General features: G+C 60.2%; 11 protein-coding genes. 6 read left to right on the top strand and 5 right to left on the bottom strand.

Going from position 1 to position 19,487, the window contains the following annotated elements:
• Positions 1–4 precede the first annotated feature (4 nt).
• A complete protein-coding gene (locus NMA52_RS11020; RefSeq protein WP_254827720.1) occupies positions 5–2,602 on the bottom strand; it encodes an ATP-binding protein in 2,598 nt (865 codons plus the stop codon).
• A gap of 720 nt (positions 2,603–3,322) precedes the next feature.
• Here NMA52_RS11020 and NMA52_RS11015 point away from each other — a divergent pair.
• The 3 genes from NMA52_RS11015 to NMA52_RS11005 all read left to right on the top strand — a co-directional run bounded on the left by NMA52_RS11015 (position 3,323) and on the right by NMA52_RS11005 (position 8,766).
• Positions 3,323–5,584 carry a T9SS type A sorting domain-containing protein gene (locus tag NMA52_RS11015; protein ID WP_254827719.1) on the top strand — a complete coding sequence of 754 codons (2,262 nt, stop codon included), beginning with the start codon at positions 3,323–3,325 and terminating at the stop codon, positions 5,582–5,584.
• A gap of 208 nt (positions 5,585–5,792) precedes the next feature.
• Positions 5,793–6,947, top strand: coding sequence for a T9SS type A sorting domain-containing protein (locus NMA52_RS11010; RefSeq protein WP_254827718.1), 1,155 nt, complete (start codon positions 5,793–5,795; stop codon positions 6,945–6,947).
• Positions 6,948–7,026: 79 nt separating this feature from the next.
• On the top strand, positions 7,027–8,766 hold the full coding sequence (locus NMA52_RS11005; protein ID WP_254827717.1) for a sulfatase: 1,740 nt from the start codon (positions 7,027–7,029) through the stop codon (positions 8,764–8,766).
• A gap of 272 nt (positions 8,767–9,038) precedes the next feature.
• On the opposite strand, the gene NMA52_RS11000 is transcribed toward NMA52_RS11005, so the two are convergent.
• The 3 genes from NMA52_RS11000 to NMA52_RS10990 all read right to left on the bottom strand — a co-directional run bounded on the left by NMA52_RS11000 (position 9,039) and on the right by NMA52_RS10990 (position 14,273).
• On the bottom strand, positions 9,039–10,334 hold the full coding sequence (locus NMA52_RS11000) for a pitrilysin family protein (RefSeq protein WP_254827716.1): 1,296 nt from the start codon (positions 10,332–10,334) through the stop codon (positions 9,039–9,041).
• Positions 10,335–10,397: 63 nt separating this feature from the next.
• Positions 10,398–11,516: a DNA polymerase III subunit beta gene (gene dnaN / locus NMA52_RS10995; protein WP_254827715.1), complete on the bottom strand. Its 1,119-nt coding sequence runs from the start codon at positions 11,514–11,516 to the stop codon at positions 10,398–10,400.
• A 147-nt stretch (positions 11,517–11,663) separates the two neighbouring features.
• On the bottom strand, positions 11,664–14,273 hold the full coding sequence (locus tag NMA52_RS10990; protein ID WP_254827714.1) for a TonB-dependent receptor: 2,610 nt from the start codon (positions 14,271–14,273) through the stop codon (positions 11,664–11,666).
• A gap of 75 nt (positions 14,274–14,348) precedes the next feature.
• Between NMA52_RS10990 and NMA52_RS10985 the strand changes: the two genes are divergently transcribed.
• Together NMA52_RS10985 and NMA52_RS10980 are read left to right on the top strand one after the other, a co-directional pair.
• Positions 14,349–15,293, top strand: a complete 945-nt coding sequence (locus NMA52_RS10985; RefSeq protein WP_254827713.1) for a D-2-hydroxyacid dehydrogenase — start codon at positions 14,349–14,351, stop codon at positions 15,291–15,293.
• 28 nt (positions 15,294–15,321) lie between these two features.
• Positions 15,322–17,358: a helix-hairpin-helix domain-containing protein gene (locus NMA52_RS10980; protein WP_254827712.1), complete on the top strand. Its 2,037-nt coding sequence runs from the start codon at positions 15,322–15,324 to the stop codon at positions 17,356–17,358.
• 124 nt (positions 17,359–17,482) lie between these two features.
• On the opposite strand, the gene NMA52_RS10975 is transcribed toward NMA52_RS10980, so the two are convergent.
• Positions 17,483–18,388, bottom strand: a complete 906-nt coding sequence (locus NMA52_RS10975; RefSeq protein WP_254827711.1) for a diacylglycerol kinase family protein — start codon at positions 18,386–18,388, stop codon at positions 17,483–17,485.
• A 100-nt stretch (positions 18,389–18,488) separates the two neighbouring features.
• On the opposite strand from NMA52_RS10975, the gene NMA52_RS10970 reads away from it, so the two are divergent.
• Positions 18,489–19,433, top strand: coding sequence for an ABC transporter ATP-binding protein (locus tag NMA52_RS10970; protein ID WP_254827710.1), 945 nt, complete (start codon positions 18,489–18,491; stop codon positions 19,431–19,433).
• Positions 19,434–19,487: the final 54 nt, after the last annotated feature.

Genomic DNA, 19,487 nt, shown 5'->3' with positions numbered 1-19,487 from the left:
TAGCCTACTTATACTCCGAAGGCAGTTTGCCGTAACATTTCTGATAGGCCCGACTAAAGGATCGGGGATCGCGGTAGCCCACGGCGCCGGCTACCTCGCCGACGGAAGAGAATTCGCCGCTCTCCAGAATTTTACGGGCCCTACTCAGGCGGACGTCGCGGATGTATTGCTGAGGACTGAGTCCGGCCAACCGCTTTACCTGCCGGAGGAGGGTCGATTCACTCAGGTTAAAGGTTTCCGCAACTTGGGGGATGCTCAGGCTGGTTTCGGAAAGCATTTCCTCGATATAAGCCTCGAATTCCTGGAGCCATACCTGATCTTCTTCCGAAATCACCACTCCGTTTTCCGCCGATGCAGTAGACTCTTTAGCCCTTACTTCGGTCCGCGTAGACTGCTGCCGGAGTAATTTTTTGATGGTGACCAGCAGCTCCTGCTCCTTGAAGGGCTTAGTAAGGTAGCCATCCACGCCAATGCGCAGGGCCCGGAGTTCATCGCGGGGCTCGCTGCGCGCGGTAAGCATCACGACGGGAAGGTGACGCGTGGAATCCCGGGACTTCAGCTCTTCCAGCAATTGGTACCCATCCATGACGGGCATCATGATATCGGAGAGGATGAGCCGGCAATCGGGCATTTTTTCCAGTTGCTCCAGCGCGTGTTTACCGTGGTCGGCGGTCCGTACCCGGTAGTGGCCCGACAGAATATACTCCAGGTATTTCCGCACGTCGGCGTTGTCTTCGACCACCAGTACGGAGGGTTTCGCGGCTTCGCCGTCCGGACCCTTCTGCCGGGGGGCGGTGACGGCCGGGGGGCTTCCGTCAACTTCCGGGGGAGAAGTAGGCATTGCGAGTTCCGCCGGCAGGTCCGGCACTACGCGTTCAATGGGTAACTCGACCGTGAAGGTGACTCCCTCCCCCTCCGTACTGTCCACGTCAATCCGCCCCCCGAAAAGTTCCACGTATTCCTTGCACAATGACAGCCCGATGCCCGTACCCCCTTCCGCGGTCCGGTTGGTGCGGTTGGTCTGATAGAAGCGATTGAATACGTGGGGAATATCTTCCGCGGAGATACCTACGCCGTCATCCTCGACAACGATGGTGAGCGTAGTATCGGTAGCGGAAACCCGCAGGCAGACCGACCCGCCGGCGGGGGTGAATTTGAAGGCATTCGCGAGCAGATTATAGAGAATTACGCGGCATTTTTCCCGGTCGATCAGCGCGGTGAAATCATCGGCGAGAGAAAAGTCGCACGCCAGATCGATCTGTTTTTGGTCAGCAAGGGTCATGAAGAGCGCGCAGCAGTTGTCGAAAAACTCCGCAAGTGGGGTAAGGACGGCGTACACCTGGGCCTTCCCCGCCTCCAATTTGCGGAGTTCGAGAATTTGGTCGACGAGGTCCTTTAATTGCCGGCTGCTACTCCCGGCCAGTTTAAGCAGGCGGCGTTGGCGATCGGAAAGTTGGCCCTCGGTCATGAGGGTGTCGATGGGTCCCTGAATCAGCGTAAGGGGGGTACGTAGCTCGTGGCTAACGTTGGCGAAGAAGCGGTTTTTGGCGACGTCCAGACTACGCAGTTGCTCGGACTTCTCCAAATTTTCCCGGTTCGCCCTGCCCAGGCGGACGGCGTAATAAATAACGACTGCCGCCGCTACCACGGTAAGAAATACGATACCCAACAGCAGATTGATGACCCGGGCTTCACTCTGGAGTTCGCGTTCCTGGCGGGCGATGCGCTCCGCCTTGAGGCGGTCGTTGTAGCGGGCCTCGACCTCGACGGCTTTCTGGTACTCTTGCTGCTTAATGTAATCGATCTCGAGGTCGTGTCCTTCGTGAACGTAGGTAACGGCGGAATCCATTACCCCCAATTCGTGAAATATCTCGCCCCTGGCCTGGTAGGCCAGCGCCTGGGCGTAGCCGTTTTCCCCCTGCTTCTCCATGGCCAGGCGGGCGGCCATCAGACTGGAATCGTTGGAAACGAGCGCTTGTTCGGGACGGTTGAGCTTCCGGTGCCGCTTGGACATCTCGATGTGAATGGTACTTTCCCCGGCGTAGTTCCCCAGACGGCGATATAGCCGAATGGCCTCCTGGTAATACTTCATTGAAAGCACGGGGACGTGGTCGGTGAGTCGCCCCATCAGTTCGTAACCCATGGCCAGCGTCACGGTGTCGCCGTAGGCGGGGGCCGTGCGGAGCACCTCGCGGGCATAGTAGAGCGCCGAATCCTTGGTCGGCGAAAAATTGCGGTGCCACGATGATAATTGCATGGCGTAGATCGGGTATACCGCATCCAAGGGCTGAGCATCGAGGGTAGCACGAACTTCCCGAAGTACCTCCCGGGCGCTGGTCGCCCGGCGCATGTGCTCAAAGCGATCGGCCAGGGCGATCAGCGTGTGGGCGTATACCTCCCACAGCTCCTGCCGCCGGCTCTCCTCCCGGACGTGTAGCAAAAGGGTCATGGCCAGGGAATCCCGCTGTTCGTATTCCAGTGCCGTTGCCTTCGTCAGTTGTACGCGAAGACCTACCGGGGAATCGAGTATGTCCTCCTGTTGTAGTACCCTCAGCAGCGAGTCCGCCACCAGCAGGGCACTATCGTTCTTATTTACACGCACGAATGCCCGGGCGCGGGTAGCGGCTCGATCCAGGAGATTGATCGACGAACTTTGTCCGGATAAACACAGCGACCCCACTCCCAATCCCAGAAGCAACCAAAGGGCGACATACGGGCGAAAGCGCAAAAACGGAGGAATACGGATGGCAGTCACAAAAGGCGTTTATATATCAAGATTAGGAGAGTAGGCTGCCGGATAAGGGACAACACGGGGAAGAACTCCCCGGGCAAAGTGGGGTATTACCGCGAAAATATACGCCGGAATCCCGCCCCGGTACTGATTGTCGTGCCGGTATATATATCAGTGAGGGGAAAAACAGTACCCGGTATTTTACCGGGGTAGAAAATTATTTGACTTTTTTTGCCGAGTCTTTGGTTGTTCGTACATGCTTGTTGTATATTTGTGGGGCTAGTTAATATCATTGCTTTTGCGATGATCCGTTTTTATTTCACAGACACGACAGATGAACAAGTACATTACCGCCACTATTGTGGCTAGCGTCGCCCATCGGCGATCGCCCCTCCCCCACCCCTTATGTGATCCGCTCCGTAACCGTCCGCTCCCCGGCTGACCCCTTACGTTCGCGACGCATCGCTCCGGTCTCCTATAGTCCGGTCCCTTCCCCTTTTTAATTCGCGCTTCCGCGCTCCGTAGACACTATACTGCTTTTAAACAGTTGCCCGTCACGCTTTTGCGTGCGGTCAAGTACACAAACACATCATGAACAAGTATTCCTTCCCTGCCCTATCGGGTACGGCCCGCCCCTGCGTGGCCCTCATCCTCCTTTGCTCCCTTCTTTCCCTCCCCCTCACCGCCACCACGTCGACCTGCGATCCGGTCACTTATGTACAGGACAATAGTACCGGCGACGGACTCGTCGTACTGGAAGCGGAACGAACCACTTCCCGCAGCTGGTCGACGGTAGGCACTCAAAACGTGGCGGAGGTCAGCTGGAAAGAATTTACCAGTAACACTGCCAGTAATGGCGCATACATCAAGGTACCCGCGGGAGGTCAGACGGCCAACGGAACTCCACCCAAGGGAGCACGCCTGGACTTCGAAATCGAATTTGTCAAGACCGGCATCCACTACCTGAATCTGCGCTACCTGGCCCCGAATACCAGTTCGAATTCCGTGTACGTAGCCTTTGATGGTGTAGTATTTCAGAACACCTGGAATATGGCGGCCGGAAGCGCGGACTGGGCCTGGCTCCGCGCCCCGTCGAGCTTTCACGTACCGAGCACCGGTACCCACACCATTACCATCTACCACCGGGAAGCCGGACTACTCCTCGATAAGGCCGTAGTCACCTCCGTCAGCGATATGGAACTCACGGACTTCGGCCCCGACGTGACCGAGGCCGGTACCACGACCGCTAAGTCCGCCGACGAACGCATCGGTTACCGCCAGGACAACCGCTCGGAACAGGGCCTGATCATTCTGGAGGTCGAAATGCCTACCCACGCCGTAGCCGGTACCGACAACTTCGCCTGCCGCGAGTGGGAAGAAATTGCCGACCCTACGGCCAGCGGAGGTAGCTACATGAATACCACCAATGCCAACCAGCGGAGCACAACCAGCAATATGTGGACAGCGCCCCGCCTCGACTTCGAGATCGAAGTGACCGAGATCGATACCCACTACATCCACATTCGTCACCGGGGTACGACCAACAACAATTCGGTATGGGTGTCGGTGAACCACTACTTCGTCGAGGATTGGCACATTTCTCAGCAGACGACGGACTGGACCTGGGAAAGCCCCAACTACGGTTACCTCACCAGCACTACGGGCACCTACCTCCTGAGTATCATCATGCGGGAAGACGGCACGCCGATCGATAAGATCATCATCACGACCGACAAGAACTATCAGCCCAGCGAGACCAAGGAGTTGACGACCGAAGTAAGCCCCCCCGACCGGGTGTATACCCAGACCGGCACCTACGGCGTGGTCGAGCTTCCGGTGGAAAAACCCTCGCGCAATTTGGCCGGCATCGGGCAGTACGATACGCTGCGCTGGCAAAACCAGACCGACGTCAGCGCCCTGGGCGGCAGCTACGCCATCGTTCCGAACGTAAGCACGGGAGGTGTCCTGGCCAACAACGAAAAATCCGCCGACGCCCCCCTCCTGGAATACGTGATCGATTTCGCCCAGACCGGTACCCACTACCTGTCCATGCGGCACCGTGCACCCACCGGCTCGGATAATTCGTACACCATCTATTTGGATGGGGTGAAGCTGGAGGAGAAGCACATTAATCCCCTTAGCCCCGACGACTGGGTATACCAGGACGACCTGCCCACCTTCGACATCACCACTACCGGGCTTCACACGCTCACCATTGCCATGCGGGAAGACGGCACCCCGCTCGACAACATGGTCATCAGCAGCAGCCCCGCCTTTAATGCCCGGACCATGCCCATCGACCTGATTTCCTTTACTGCCTGGGCGGAATCGGATCATAATCGCCTGGAGTGGTCGAGCAGTTACGAAGACAACACCTTCGCCCACCTGGTACAGCGCAGCGAATCCGGTCACGACGGCTGGACCACCATCGGTCGGGTAGCGGCGGCGGGAAGCAGCCGCGAGCGGGTTGATTACTACTTCGAGGACCGGCAGGCACCGGCACTAGCCTACTACCGCATCGTGACGGTCGACCTGGACGACTCCGAATCCATTAGCAGCCTGATCTCCGTAGTGCGAGAGTTTACGCGGGTAGTAACCGCTTCCTTCTCCGTCTACCCCAACCCCGCCAGCGATTACGCTACTCTACGCTATGACCACCCGACCGGAGGAACCGTGGACCTGCGGATTACGTCCCTGAGCGGGCAAACCGTCGCCACCAAACGGATCACCGCCCTGGCCGGCACGAACGAGGAACACATTCCGCTCGATCGCCTGCCCGCCGGCACCTACGTCCTGACCGGGTCGCTGGGCAGTAGCGGTACGATCGTCGAGCGCATCGTGGTGAACCACTAAAAGCATCTGTCTACACTTTCCTTATCGCGAAGCCCGCCGGATCACGTATCCGAGCGGGCTTTTGCTGTGACGTAGGAGCGGGCGGGGACGCGGGAGCCATGCGTTCAGGCAAATGCTAAAATTCCGGGCGGCAAACGGACTGTCATACTAGCGTAAGGGTTCTACCGTTAGCTAAGCGTGTTCCTTGTGTCTTGTAGTCTCGTGAAAAATGTTCCTTACCGATTTCATCATGCACCGCCGCGGTAGCCGCTGGCTGGCGCCCGTGTGGCTTGTCATTCTCGGCTGCACTCAACTGACGGCACAAGCCGATCCCGCGAACGTGTATACGCAAGACCCGGGAGCCGACAAATTGGTATCCATACCCCTGGAGCACCCCACCCGGAATATCGCTACCCTCATCGAAGGAATTTTTTACCGGTGGGTCGAAGACACCGACATTACGGCCCAGGATAGCGCCTACACCCGGGTCCCGAACAACGACTTGCCCGTACTGCCGGCTATTCTGGGGGGCTCGCCGACCGTAGAGTTCGATGTGAACTTCGTCAGTACGGGCACCCATTACATTTACTTCCGGCACCGATCACCGAACCAGAACGATAACTCCCTCCACGTTTTCTTTGACGATGGGTTCGTGGACACCCACGAGTTCACCGTCAACACCGACAGCATCTGGGAAACCGAACAGATTGCCGGCACCCTCAACGTCACCACCACCGGCCAGCACACCATCCAGATCCTCATGCGGGAAGACGGCACTTCGGTAGATCACCTCACCATCAGTGACAACCCAAACCTGCTCAGTTCTTCCCTGCCCTTCAAACTGCTCTCCCTGGAGGGGGAAGCACGCGGCGACTTCAATCGGATCCACTGGACCACCACGAACGAGATAGCTACCGACCGCTTCCTCGTGCAACGTTTCACGCAGCGCGACTGGATAACCGTTGGGGAACGGACCGCCAAGAATATCCGGGAGGGCACGCACGAATACGAATGGACGGATCCGGCGGACGGATCCACCGCTACCGTGCTCTACCGCTTACTGGCGTATGACCTGGACGGTAGCCATACGGTCAGTCGGACGGTTTCCGTCCGGTCCGCCCCGGTACCGGACGACCTCCGTTTCTTTCCGAATCCGGCCAGGGACCGTCTGCACGTTCTGTTGGATAAGCCGGCGGTACGCCAACTTACCCTCACCGTGGTGGACGCGATGGGTCGGCGCGTACTGGAGCGACAGTGCGACCGGGTGGCCGGCAGTACCTATACCGACCTGCCGCTGGAAACCCTTCCGGACGGAATTTATCGGGTGAGCGGTACGGCGGATGGTCGCGTATTACGTCCCCAACCCCTGGTGATCCGGAGGTAGCCCGGGGTACTCGGGAACTGTTGGCGGGTCGACTATATTTGTGAAGACCACTTGCATTCTCCCCCCCTACCCCGAAACTATGCCTTACCGTTGGCTCTGCTCCTGCGTTCCCGCCCTGCTGTTGACGCTGGCTTCCTGCTCTACCTCCTCCGACGAATCACCACCTGGCTCCCCCGCCCCCGCGCGGCCCAACGTACTCTGGATCGTATGCGAGGACATAAGTCCGCTGCTGGCCGCCTTCGGCGACTCGACCATTCAAACTCCCCATCTCAGCCGGCTGGCCGCCCGGGGAGTCCGCTTTCCCAACACCTTCAGCGTGGCCGGCGTTTGCGCGCCCAGCCGCTTCGCCATCGCGACCGGCGTGTACCCGATCAGCGGAGGGGGGCACCACATGCGTACGCAGTATAGCGTAGACCGCCTGCGGGAACTGGGCCTTCCGGGAGAATACGGAGCCCCCGTGGATACCAGCGTAAAGATGATGTCCCAGGTGCTCCGGGAACACGGCTACTTCTGCACGAACAACGCGAAGACGGACTACCAATTCGAAGCTCCGAAAACGGCCTGGGACGAACAGGGTTGGCAGGCACACTGGCGTCACCGTCCGGCGGGGCAGCCCTTCTTTTCCGTCTTTAATCTGGAAATTACCCACGAAAGCCAGATCTGGCAGACCAACCGCGGCAATCTCCGCTTCCGGGAAGGATTCGAAACGGACACGTTTCCCATAGATGATTACCGGGGGGTCTTGACCGGGGAAGATCGTCCAGAAATTAAATTGCCGGAAGACCTGCATGTCTCCCTGCCCCCGTACCTGGCGGATACCGAAATCACGCGCAGGGACGCACGCCGCGTCTACGACAACATTCGGATTATGGACCAGCAGGTCGGTTTTCTGCTCGATCAGCTGGAGCGGGACGGGCTGACGGACTCGACCATCATCTTTTTCTACAGCGATCACGGCGGGCCGCTACCCCGGCAAAAGCGCTTACTGTACGATAGTGGACTGCGGGTCCCTATGATCGTCGCCTGGCCCGATGACCGGGGCGCGGGGACCGTCGACTCCTCACTGTTCAGCTTCGTCGATTTCGCGCCTTCGGTGATGCGTATGGTGGGCATCAGTCCGCCAGATTACCTCCAGGGGCAAGCCAACTTCGGTCCGGAAAAGGCCCCCGAGCGTCGTTACGTCTTCGCCGCCAGCGACCGGCTAGACGAGCACTACGACCGCATAAGGGCGGCCCGTGACCATCGGTTCAAGTACTTACGCAATTACTATCCGGAGCGCGGCTACTATCTCCCGCTCCCCTACCGCGAGCAGATGCCCGCCATGCAGGAACTCCTGCGCTTGCGCGACGAGGGACGGCTGACCGACGCCCAGGCGCAGTGGTTCAGAAAAAGTAAGCCCGCGGAAGAACTCTTCGATACCCGCAACGATCCCCACGAACTGGTTAACCTGGCCGGACAGTCCGGCTACGCCGATAAACTTGCCGAACTCCGTACCGCTACGGATGACTGGCTAGCCCGGGTCGGTGACCGGGGAGAAGTGCCGGAGGTGGAGATGGTCCAGCACTTCTGGAACGGGACAGCGGAAATGCCCGTGACGGGGCGGCCGCAACTACGCCGCGACAGTCTCGGTCGATTCATCCTGGAGAGCAAAACGCCGGGTGCGCAGATCGCCTACCGCATACTACCTGTCGACCAAGACCGGGAAGGCTGGCGCGTCTACACGGGACCCTTCCCCTTTAATACCGACGGGGGCGATACCCTGCGGGCGGTGGCGCAACGGATCGGCTACCGGGAAAGCGGGATGAGCGAGGGGTGGTAGAGGGGGGGGGTAGTACTTTAGGGGGGGAGTACTTTAGTTCGTTAGTCGGGAGTGGTAGTGGGGTAGTATGGTAGTGGGGTAGTATGGTAGTGGGGTAGTATGGTAATGGGGTAGTATGGTAGTGGGGTAGTATGGTAGTGGGGTAGTATGGTAGTGGGGTAGTATGGTAGTATGGTAGTGGGGTAATATGGTGATTGGGCAGGTGGTAACTGGGTAGTATGGTAGGTGGTGATTGGGTAGGTGGTAGTTGGGTAGTATGGTAGTGGGGGGGGCTAAAGGATGGCACCTCCGACGATGACTTCATAGTCCTGTTCGGGGCGCAGGTAGCGCTGGGCAAGGTCGCGGACTTCTTCGGCGGAGATGTTGCGGATGGTCTCATCGAGCCGGCGGAGGTGTTCGGTGGCGTCGTAGCCCTTGATGATGGCGGAGCGATAGCGGCTGCTTACGGCGAGGGGGCCGTCGAGATCCATGACTAAGCCGCCGATGAGGTAAGCGCGCACCATGTCGAGTTCGTCAGCTGGGACCAGGTCCTGGCGGAGTTTGTCCATTTCGGTGAGGATCTCCCGGCGCACCTCGGCAACGTTTTCGTTGGCCACGTCGGCCGAGATGCCGAAGGTGCCGTCGAAGCGGTAGATGTCCAGATCGGTATCGATGCCGTAAGTGTAGCCCTTTTCCTCCCGGATGTTCCTCATGAGTCGGCTGCCGTAGTAGCCCCCCAGTATCGTTTCCAAGACGCAGAGGCCGGGATAATCGGGGTCGGTGATCCGAAAGCCCCGACGGCCCCGACGAATCATCGTCTGCTGGGCCCGTGGCCGGTGGTGTTGCAGTAGTCGCGGGGCAGCCTCCGGTATCCGGTAGTGGGGCGCGGGGGCCGGTTGGCCGGCGGGGAGCTGGCCGAAGGTTGTTTCGAGCAAGTTTTCCACCTCGCTGTTCAGTTTACCGACCACGCGCAGGGTAGCGTTGGCGGCACCGTAGTACTTCCGGTAATGATCCCGCACTTGTTCGAGCGTGAGGGCATCGTAGTCTTCCCGATCGCCGCCGTAGCCGTAGGGGTTATCCGGTCCGAAGGCCGCCTCGGACAGCAGGCGGTAGGCGAAAGTGTCGGGATCCTGCAGATCTTCCCGCAATTGCTGGCGACTGCGTTTGAGGTAACGTTTGAATTCGCGGGGCGCGAAGGAAGGCTGGGCGATAACCTCGGTCATTACCGGTAGGAGGCGGGGGGCGTGTCGGAGGATGGTGTGGACCGATAGGTTAGCCGTGTCCATATCCTCGGGCGTCTGCAGGGCGGTGCCGTACTGCTCGAAGTACCGTTCCAGTTCCGCGGCCCGGTAATTTTTACTGCCTTCCGTGAGCAGAGCATTGGTCGTACCGGCAACGAGACGCTGTGCCTCGTACGGGCGCCCCGCGCGCCAGATCATTTCCACCGCTAAGATGGGTGCCTGTTCTACCTCCACGGCAACGACGCGCAGGCCGTTGGAGAGGGTCCACTCCCGTGCGGGCGGCAGGGCCGGCACCCGTGGGGTGTGGATGAGGGGGGCGGCGCGGTTGGTGATGGTATGTCGGGTCATGGGCTACAGCTGAAAACTACTACCACCCCCGGTAGTTTAAACGCACGGCGGATCGGGCCGGTGCTAGTTGCTCAGCATCACCGGCATGACCAGCATCATAATGTCCACGCCTCCGGCCTGTTCGGTGGGAACCAGGATGCCCGCCCGGGTCGCGGTAGACATTTCCAGGCGGACTTCCTCGCCCTCCAGCACGCCGAGCATTTCGACCAGGAACTTGGCGTTGAAGCCGATTTGCAGGGGGGTACCGTCGTAAGAACAGCTGAGCTGCTCCGTTGCTTCGTTACTGAAGTCCAGATCCTGCGCGCTCACCGTCAGGCTACCGTCGGCAATGTTCAGGATAACCTGGTTGGTGGTCTTATTGGCGTAAATAACGATCCGCTTCAGGCTGTTCTGAAAGTCGGCACGATTGACCAGGAGTACATTGGGATTATCGACGGGGATGACGGCATTGTAGTCCGGATAGCGCGCGTCGATGAGGCGGCAGGCCATCTTGGTATCGCCGTATTCGAAAAAGGCGTTGGCTTTATCGAAACTGATGCTGACGGCTACGTCGGAGTGCGGCAGGGCACCCTTGAGCAGATTCAGTGCTTTTTTAGGAATGATGAAACTGCTGGTGATCTCGCCGTTCAGGTCACTCAGGCTGTACTTGACGAGCTTGTGGGCGTCGGTAGCCACCATGGTCAGTTTCGAGAAATCGACCTGGAAGAACACGCCGGTCATGGCGGGACGCAGTTCATCGGTGGAGGTGGCGAAGAGGGTCTTATTGATGCCTTCCACCAAACTCATGGCCGTCACGCTGATTTCGTCGGCGTCGCTCGGAGTGGGGATGTTGGGGTAATCGCCCCCGGGTTCACCGGCCAGCTTGTACTTTCCGTACGCGCTGGTGATGGAAATTCCGTAGTTGTCCTCGTTTACGTCGAAGGTGATGGGTTGCTGCGGTAGTGCCTTCAGGGTATCGATGAGGATGCGCGCGGGCACGGCTACCTGCCCGTCGCCGTCGGCGTTCACTTCGAGGCTGGTTACGACGCTGGTTTCCAGATCGGTAGCCGCGATGTGCAGCGTCTTTCCTTCAATGGTGAACAAAAAATCTTCCAGGATCGGCAGTACCGGATTCGAGGCGATCGCCCCCCCGGCGAGTTGTAATTTCTTCTGCAGATCGGAACTGGAAACGGAAAATTTCATAGAGGTCGTGGCTTTGGGCAAACTTACCCAGAAGAATTTACAATTTACGGTTTACGATCTAGCATTTGCAATTTGACCGTGCGGCGGTGCTTTCGGCCGTCCGGCCGCCCCGGCTACCCAACGTCATCGCCTGGGCGACGTGACCGTTTACCTGCCCGGTCGCCACCGCAGCCCCGCCACGCCCCAGACTCCGTACTGGGTCTTCGCGAGCAGCAGGGAGTCGTCCTGGTCGGGCTTACCGACGTACCGCTCGGCGCGGTGGTCGGTGACGTTGTTCAGTCGGAGGTAGGCCGAGATTCCCCGGAACAGTTCGTAGTCCGCGGCCAGGTCGAGACTGATGATGGCGTTGATCCACACGGGTTGCCCATCTTGCAGCAGGTCAAGCGTCGAACTGCGGTAGTTGCCGGCAATCACGAGGTTGAGCCGTTGTTTGGGGTTGCTGTACACGACGCTGAGGTTGGCCGACCGTCGGGGGGCCTGGGCCAGGGTAGCGCCCTCGATGGAATCGTCCTTCAACCGGTAGTTGTTGATGTTCAGGTTGCCGTTGAGGTTCAGGTAGCGCCACGTCGGGTTCAGGAAGGCCAGGTTCTGGTAGAAGCCGACCTCCAGGCCGTACAGGCGCGCGTCGGCCGTATTCATCAGGGAATAGCCCAGTGAGGGTTGCATATCGACGAGGGCGAACTCCGCCGTCCGGATCGTCGGGTCGGTCAGGAATTTCGCGTAGGCGCTTACGCTGATCAGGCCGTCGTTGCGTCCGTAGCGTTCGTACGTAAGGTCGAGGTTTCGGCTGTAGGTGGGGTTTACGTCGACGTTACCGATGGAGTATACGTCGAGGCGCGTCTGCCGCCGCTCGGAGAAAGCCTCCGTCGGTACGACGGTGGAATACGGCACGCGCGCGATGGCTTCGTAGTAGGCGAAGCGAAGTTGTCGATCGCGCCGTACGCGGTAGGTCACGTTCAGGCTCGGGAAGAGATCGTTGTAGGAGGTACTGTCGGCGCTCCCGTCCCGCAGCAGGGTGTAATCGAGATCCGTGTATTCGTAGCGGAGCCCCACGGAGGTCGACAATTTTGCCGTCCAGTTGGCCACGTACATCAGGTAACCGGCGGCGATCTTTTCGGAGGCGTAGTAGTTAGGGCCGGCATCCAGATCGGGGCGCTCCACGAGCGGCCCCTCCGCGTCGAGATCGGCAAACTCCCCCGGAGCAACCGCCTGTCCGGGGCGACCGCCGACCCGGGTAAAGAACTCCCGGTAGGTCCGTTCCTTGATGCGGTAGCGCGCGCCGGCCCGGAGGAAGCTCGTGCGTCCGTCGTCGATGTACTGGGTGAAGTTGATCCCTCCGATGGCAATGTCCTCCTCCAGATCAAGATTTTGCTGCTCGGTCGACGTACGGGGGAAGTCCGTGGAAAAGCGGCTGTCCGTGGGAACCAGTGCTACGAATTCGGCGTCGGTCAGGGGTTGGGGATCGCCGAAGGTCAGTCCGTTGAAGGTCCGTTGCCGATCGACCAATCTTTCGGAAGTACTGGCGAAGCTGAGGGCGTAATCGACCTGAAGCTTCTTAAAATTATTTTCGACCTCCAGGGCGACCATGTTCAGTCGTCGTTCCTCGCGCCACTTGCTGGTGATGCGGTTTTCCAGCGGCGTGCCCTCCCGGAAAAAATTGGCCTCCCGGGCCATCACGTCGTCGTCGTTAGCCGAATAGTTATAGCTGAGCCGCATCCGGTTGTAGATGCTGGGCCGCAACTCCACCGCCCCGACGATGCCTCGCTTGGTCGACACGCGGTCGGTATCGATTGGCCGAACCCGGGAAATGGTGGTACCCGTTACGCCGTCATCCCCGTAATCGAAGCGAAGGGTGCGGTTCCCGCGGGCGTGACGGAAGTAGCTGCCGGCCAGCAGTCCGTAGACCGTTTCATCGCTGAGTTCGGAGTTTAACACGGCGGCCGCCTGACTGATGCCCGATTGCTGCCCCGGAATCTGGTCGAAGCCGAAGTTGCTGCCTAATCCCCCCTGCAGGAGGACCTCGAAGCGTTCCTCCGGCTGTCGGATGCGGAAATCGACCGTACCACCGATGGCGTCCGCGTCGAGGTCGGCACTGCGGGCCTTGATGACCCGTACTTCATCCACGAGGTTCGACTGAATGATGTCCAGGCTGCCCGCCCGGTCGGCCTCGGGCTGGACGGCCGGGAGGCGCTGCCCGTTGAGGGAAATAGCGGTGTACTGCTCGGGCAGGCCCCGTACCTGCACCAGATCGCCTTCGCCGCGGTTGCGGGTAATGGTCACGCCGGGCATTCGTTGCACGGTTTCGGCAAGGGTGACGTCCGGATACTTATTGAAAAGCTCGGAGTGGATGATTGTCTGGGCCGCGATGGCCGACTGTTGCACCCGCAGAGCCTGCGCCTGGCCGGACGCCCGACGCCCGTACACGATCACCTCGCCGGTACTCACGAAGTTCTCGCTCATCACGATGTCCAGTTCGAGCTCGCGGTCGGTGACCGATACCCGGAGGGTAGTGTCGAAATTCTCGTACCCGATATACGAGGCGACGATGCGAATGCGGCCGGGGGGCACGGAGAGCCGGTAGTGGCCGGATTCATCGCTTACGTCGCCGATCACGGAGCCCACCACCTGAACGGAACAGCCGACCAGGGTGTCGCCTTGTTCACTCACCACCACGCCGACGATCTCGGCTTCCTGGGCGAAGAGCGGATGAGCAAACAGCGAAACGAAGATGATAAGGACCAGAGGTTGATAACGCATATCGACTATAGCGACCCGGAGGATTGGTTTGTTTACGGCCGACTTTTATAATTTACCGGGCACAAAGCCCCGTATATGTCAGACGCCCCAAAAATAGTATTTCTCGATGCCGCTTCGGTGGATCAACTCCCCGACTTCCGCAAGTTCGAAACGCTGGGGCACTTCACCTCCTACTCCCACACCACGCCGGAGCAGTTTATGGAGCGGGCCGCCGGCGCTCAGGTACTGATCACCAACAAGATCGAGATCACGGCCGAGCGCATCGAACGCTTACCCGATCTCCGGCTGATCTGCGTGGCGGCCACCGGCACCAACAACGTCGATGAGGAGGCCGCCCGCGCCCGCGACATCCCCGTGCGCAACGTCTCGGGCTACAGCACCGATTCCGTGGCTCAACTCACCATGACGGCCCTCTTCGCCGTAGCCATGGACCTGATCTACCTCAACCAGGCGGTCTACGGAGGCGAGTACGGCAGAGCTAAGGACTTCACCTTCTGGCGCCATCCCTTCTACGAACTCGGCGGGGCCCGCTTCGGCATCATCGGTATGGGTACCATCGGCCGGCGGGTAGCGGAACTGGCGACCGCCTACGGCGCCGAAGTCGTCTACTACAGCAGCCGCGGCCACGACCACGACGTCCCCTACCCCCGCGTGGAACTGGACGAACTGCTCTCCACCTGCGAGGTCATCAGCATCCACTGCGCGCTGTCCGACTCGACGCGAAATCTTATCGGCTATCCGCAACTCCAGCGAATGCGTACCTCGGCCTACCTAATCAACATGGCACGCGGAGGTATCGTCGTGGAGGCTGATCTGGTACGGGCCCTCGACGAAGGCGAAATTGCCGGCGCGGCGATCGACGTGTACACCCAGGAACCCCTGCCGGAGGATCACGTGTACCTCACCGTGCGCGACCGGCACAAATTACTGCTCACCCCCCACGTAGCCTGGGCCAGCGTAGAGGCCCGTACCCGGCTCATCGAGGGTGTCATGGACAACATCCGGGAGGGGTGGGAATAAATTTTGCCAGCTAAATTTTCAAGTTTTCGTGCGGCAGCTAGCTTCACCCGATTTTTTATTGCTCCTGCGCGCCGCCGCCCTTCTGCTCGTTACCTGCGGGAGCCTCTACGGCCAGGTCGAAACCGAACAACTGATCGAAGACGTGGTCGCTCAGGAGGCGGAGGACGGAGGGGAATTCACCTTCAACGCGGCGTTTGCCGTCCTTGAAGGCTACCGGGAGCGCCCCCTCGATCTCAATCTGGCCACCGCCGAGGAACTCGCCGCCACTTACCTGCTTTCCCCGGTGCAAATTGACCGCTTTCTCGCCTACCGCGAACTGATGGGCGGCCTCATCAGCATTTACGAACTGCAGAGTATTCCGGGAATCGACCTGGAAACCATCCGCCGGGTACTGCCCTTCATGACGGTGAATAAGGGTCTGGACGACGTCAACGTCAGTCTAGCACGTATGCTCGCGGAATCCGATCGGGAGCTTTACCTCCGGGCCTCCCGGAGACTGGAAACGGCTCGTGGGTACGAAACGCCTGACCCGGCCTACGCGGGCAATCCCTGGCGTACCTACGTCAAGTACCGCCAGCGCTACGGCAACCAACTGAGCATGGGCCTGGTAGCGGAGAAGGACCCCGGCGAGTCTCCCCGCTACGGCTTCGACTACTACGGGGCGCACCTTTTCCTGCGGAATCTCGGTCGGCGGGTGCGGGCCGTGGCTCTGGGAGATTTTGCGGTCAGCTTCGGGCAGGGCCTGATCCTGTACACGGGCTTCGGCTTCGGCAAGAGCAGCCTCACCACTTCCGTCGCGCGGAACGCCCCTACCCTGCAGCCCTACGCCAGCGTCAACGAATTCAGCTTTATGCGCGGCGCGGGCGTGACCCTGAACCTATCCGATCAGATCGAAGCCACGGTTTTCGGGAGCCGGAGGCGCCGGACGGCCAATCTCACCGCCGATTCAGCCAGCATCACCTCCCTCGGACTCAGCGGCTACCACCGCACGGTGAACGAGCGGGCGGACCGCAATGCTATCGTACAAACCAGCTACGGCGGGAGCATCGCCTGGCGCCCCCTTCCCCGGCTCCGTATCGGCATAAATTTCCTCGGCGAGCACCTGAACAAACCCCTGCAGCCCCGGCCCCAGCCCTACAATTTGTACTACTTCCGGGGTACGGACCTGCACAACCTGAGCCTAGACTACCGCTACCGCTACCACAACTTTTCGTTTTTCGGCGAGGTCGCGGGTGCAATGGGGGCGGGAAAAGCCATGCTTCACGGCATCAACCTCGGGCTCGACCGGCGGGCCGACGTGGCGCTCGTGTACCGCAGATACGACCGGGATTATCAGGCGCTCAGCGCCCAACCCTTCGGGGAAACCGGGGGCGGCCGCAACGAGGAGGGCGTGTACCTGGGACTGGAACTGCGCCCCGCGGACCGGTGGCGGGTGAACGCCTACTACGACCTCTGGCGACACGGCTGGCTGCGCTTCAACATCGACGGGCCGAGTGCCGGACGGGAATACCGCATGCGCCTGACCTACGCCGTCAAACGCAAACTCGACGCCTACCTCGAAGTACGGGGCGAAACGAAGGGGACCGGCGGTGATGGCTCCCACCTGGATCCGGTGGTCGACCGTACGCGTTTTCAGGCCCGCCTCCACGCCGGCTACCGCTTCGCCGCCGGCTGGGAGTGGCGCAGTCGGCTGGACTTCGGCTACACCGACCGGGAAACGGAGAAACGCCAGCGGGGTATTATGCTCTACCAGGACATCCACTACCGGCCGCTTGGCCCCTTTAGCTTCTCGGCGCGGGTCGCCATCTTCGATACGGACGGCTACGACGTCCGTTTCTACCAGTACGAGAACGGCCTGACCTACAATGCCTTCGTCACGCCTTACTACCATGCGGGTGCCCGCAGTTATCTGTTGTTGCGCTACAAGGGTATCCGCAAGCTCACCCTGGAGGCCCGCGTCGCCCAGACCCGGAATTTCGACGGACGCACCTTCGGCAGCGGGTGGGAGGCTACCGGCAAGACCTCCCGTACGGAGGTGGGCACTCAGGTCATTTGGCGGTGGTAACCGGTGGAGAAATGTATGGCAACGCATGACGTCAGGGGGCGAACGAGCGCGTAACCGTCCGGCGATCCACGGTCGGCTCCTCGGAAGATGTGGCCTCAGCGGGGCGGCGGCGCGCGGGAGCCAACTAAACCGGCCAACCGCACACAACCCGTAACCGCTGCCCGATGAGCGCGGCCCGGACCGGTCCGGTACCCAGCCACTCGCCGTCCGCTTCCAGTCCGGTAGGGCCGGTGACCATGATCTCCCGCGCGTGGGTGGTCGTGACACCGGCCGTACTGCCGATGGTGGGCGTAAAGAGTCGCCAGCTGTTGCGGATGATGCGATGCACGGGCGTATTTACCGCATAGGTGAGCGCAAGGGTATCGGCCGTCGGGTCGGCCTGGGGTACGGGTTGCATTCCGCCGCCATTATACCGGCCGATGCCCAGGTTGATGGTGTGAAAACGCCCCTCGACGCTTGTCCCGTCGTACGTCAGTCGCAGTTCCGGTGGCCGGTATGCCGGCAGGTAGGCCGCCGTGAAGAGGGGGTACAGCAGTCCGTGCTTCCACCTGGTCCGGCTGCAGCGGCGCACGACTTCGGCATCGTAGGCCAGGCCGGCTACGTTGATAAAATATTGCACCCGCGACCCCGCCCCGTAGCTTAGTCCGCCAATGCGGTGTTGGATCGTTCTCTCTTCCCGGTACGTCTGCAGCCAGCGGACCAGATGCCGGGGTACGTTCAGCGTGCGGCACCAGTCGTTGCCCGACCCCAGGGGAAGGGGAACGTAAGTAAGTCGGTCAGTCAGTCGCCGATCTACGAGTGCATTGACGATGGCGTGGTGGGTTCCGTCACCCCCGACGCCGACCAGTCGATCGTGCCCGCATTCCACCGCACTTTCGATGATCTCCGGCAGGGCGGCACGCTCCCGTACCACTGCATGATCGAGAGGCCCCAGCCGCCGCTGCAGCACGGGAAGCGCGTGACGCCACCAACGGAGGGCCCGTCCGCCGGCGGCCGCGGGGTTGACGATGAAGTACGGATCGGTAGGCATTATGCAATGATACGTCTATCGGCTCCTCCCGTTCGTCCGTATCTTTAAGCTATCCCCGGCTTTTTCCTAATCTTAGCGGCCGACACCTACTCCAGCATATATGACTTTATCCGCCTCCCCTACCTCTACCGCAGCACCTTCGGCTCCGGTCATCGAGGTACGCAACGTCAGTAAAAGCTACGGTGAGAAGGTGGCCGTTGACGACGTATCCTTTGCCATGCCGCCCGACGCCATCCTCGGCCTGCTCGGTCCTAACGGTGCCGGCAAGACCAGCCTGATCCGGATGATCACGACGATTACGGCTCCCGACGGCGGCCAGATTCTGTTTCGTGGTGCCCCCCTCAACGGCTACCACCCCACCCAAATCGGCTACCTGCCCGAGGAACGCGGACTGTACAAGCAGATGTACGTCGGCGAACAGCTCATCTATCTGGCCCAACTGAAGGGCCTAACGGCCGCCGAAGCCGAGCGCCGTGCCCGGGAATGGCTCGCCACATTCGAACTGGAGGGTCAGTGGAAAAAGAAGATAGACGAACTCAGCAAGGGGATGCAACAGCAGGTGCAGTTCATCGCCACGGTCATCCATGACCCCAAATTGCTCATCCTGGACGAACCCTTCAGCGGTCTCGACCCCGTAAATGCTAACCGGATGCGCGCCGAAATCTTACGGTTACATGCTTCCGGAACGGCCGTCATCTTCAGTACCCACCGTATGGAACAGGTCGAGGAACTTTGTGAATACATCGTGCTGATTAACCACGGCCGCAACATCCTGCAGGGCAAGGTGAGTGATATCCGTCGGCAGTTCGTGGAAAACCGTTACCGCCTTACCTACCACGGCGAATCGCTTCCGGACGCCCTGGGACAACGGTACGAGCTTCTCAACCCCACCGTATCCACCGTCGACATCCAGCTCCAAGCGGGGGAAGAAGGTAATGACCTCCTGCGTACGCTCCTGGATCTCGGCATCCAAATTCAGGGATTCCAGGAACTCTTGCCCAGCCTCAACGAGATATTCATCAAGCGCGTGAGTGTAGTCGGTTAGTAGTTTAGGCAGTTAGGCTTTTAGGCAGTTAGGCTTTTAGGCTTTTAGGCTTTT

Origin of the sequence: Lewinella sp. JB7 (assembly GCF_024297185.1) — a bacterium.
Lineage (GTDB): Bacteria > Bacteroidota > Bacteroidia > Chitinophagales > Saprospiraceae > Neolewinella.
The sequence above is the reverse complement of the archived record's forward strand: the minus strand, read 5'-3'. Positions and strand labels throughout refer to the sequence as shown.

Bases quoted from the DNA above. Each gene is read 5' to 3' on its own strand.
- NMA52_RS10975 (WP_254827711.1), bottom strand. From the start codon at position 18,388: ATGCCTACCGATCCGTACTTCATCGTCAACCCCGCGGCCGCCGGCGGA.
- dnaN (WP_254827715.1), bottom strand. From the start codon at position 11,516: ATGAAATTTTCCGTTTCCAGTTCCGATCTGCAGAAGAAATTACAACTC.
- NMA52_RS10990 (WP_254827714.1), bottom strand. From the start codon at position 14,273: ATGCGTTATCAACCTCTGGTCCTTATCATCTTCGTTTCGCTGTTTGCT.
- NMA52_RS11005 (WP_254827717.1), top strand. From the start codon at position 7,027: ATGCCTTACCGTTGGCTCTGCTCCTGCGTTCCCGCCCTGCTGTTGACG.
- NMA52_RS10985 (WP_254827713.1), top strand. From the start codon at position 14,349: ATGTCAGACGCCCCAAAAATAGTATTTCTCGATGCCGCTTCGGTGGAT.
- NMA52_RS10970 (WP_254827710.1), top strand. From the start codon at position 18,489: ATGACTTTATCCGCCTCCCCTACCTCTACCGCAGCACCTTCGGCTCCG.
- NMA52_RS11015 (WP_254827719.1), top strand. From the start codon at position 3,323: ATGAACAAGTATTCCTTCCCTGCCCTATCGGGTACGGCCCGCCCCTGC.
- NMA52_RS11010 (WP_254827718.1), top strand. From the start codon at position 5,793: ATGTTCCTTACCGATTTCATCATGCACCGCCGCGGTAGCCGCTGGCTG.
- NMA52_RS11000 (WP_254827716.1), bottom strand. From the start codon at position 10,334: ATGACCCGACATACCATCACCAACCGCGCCGCCCCCCTCATCCACACC.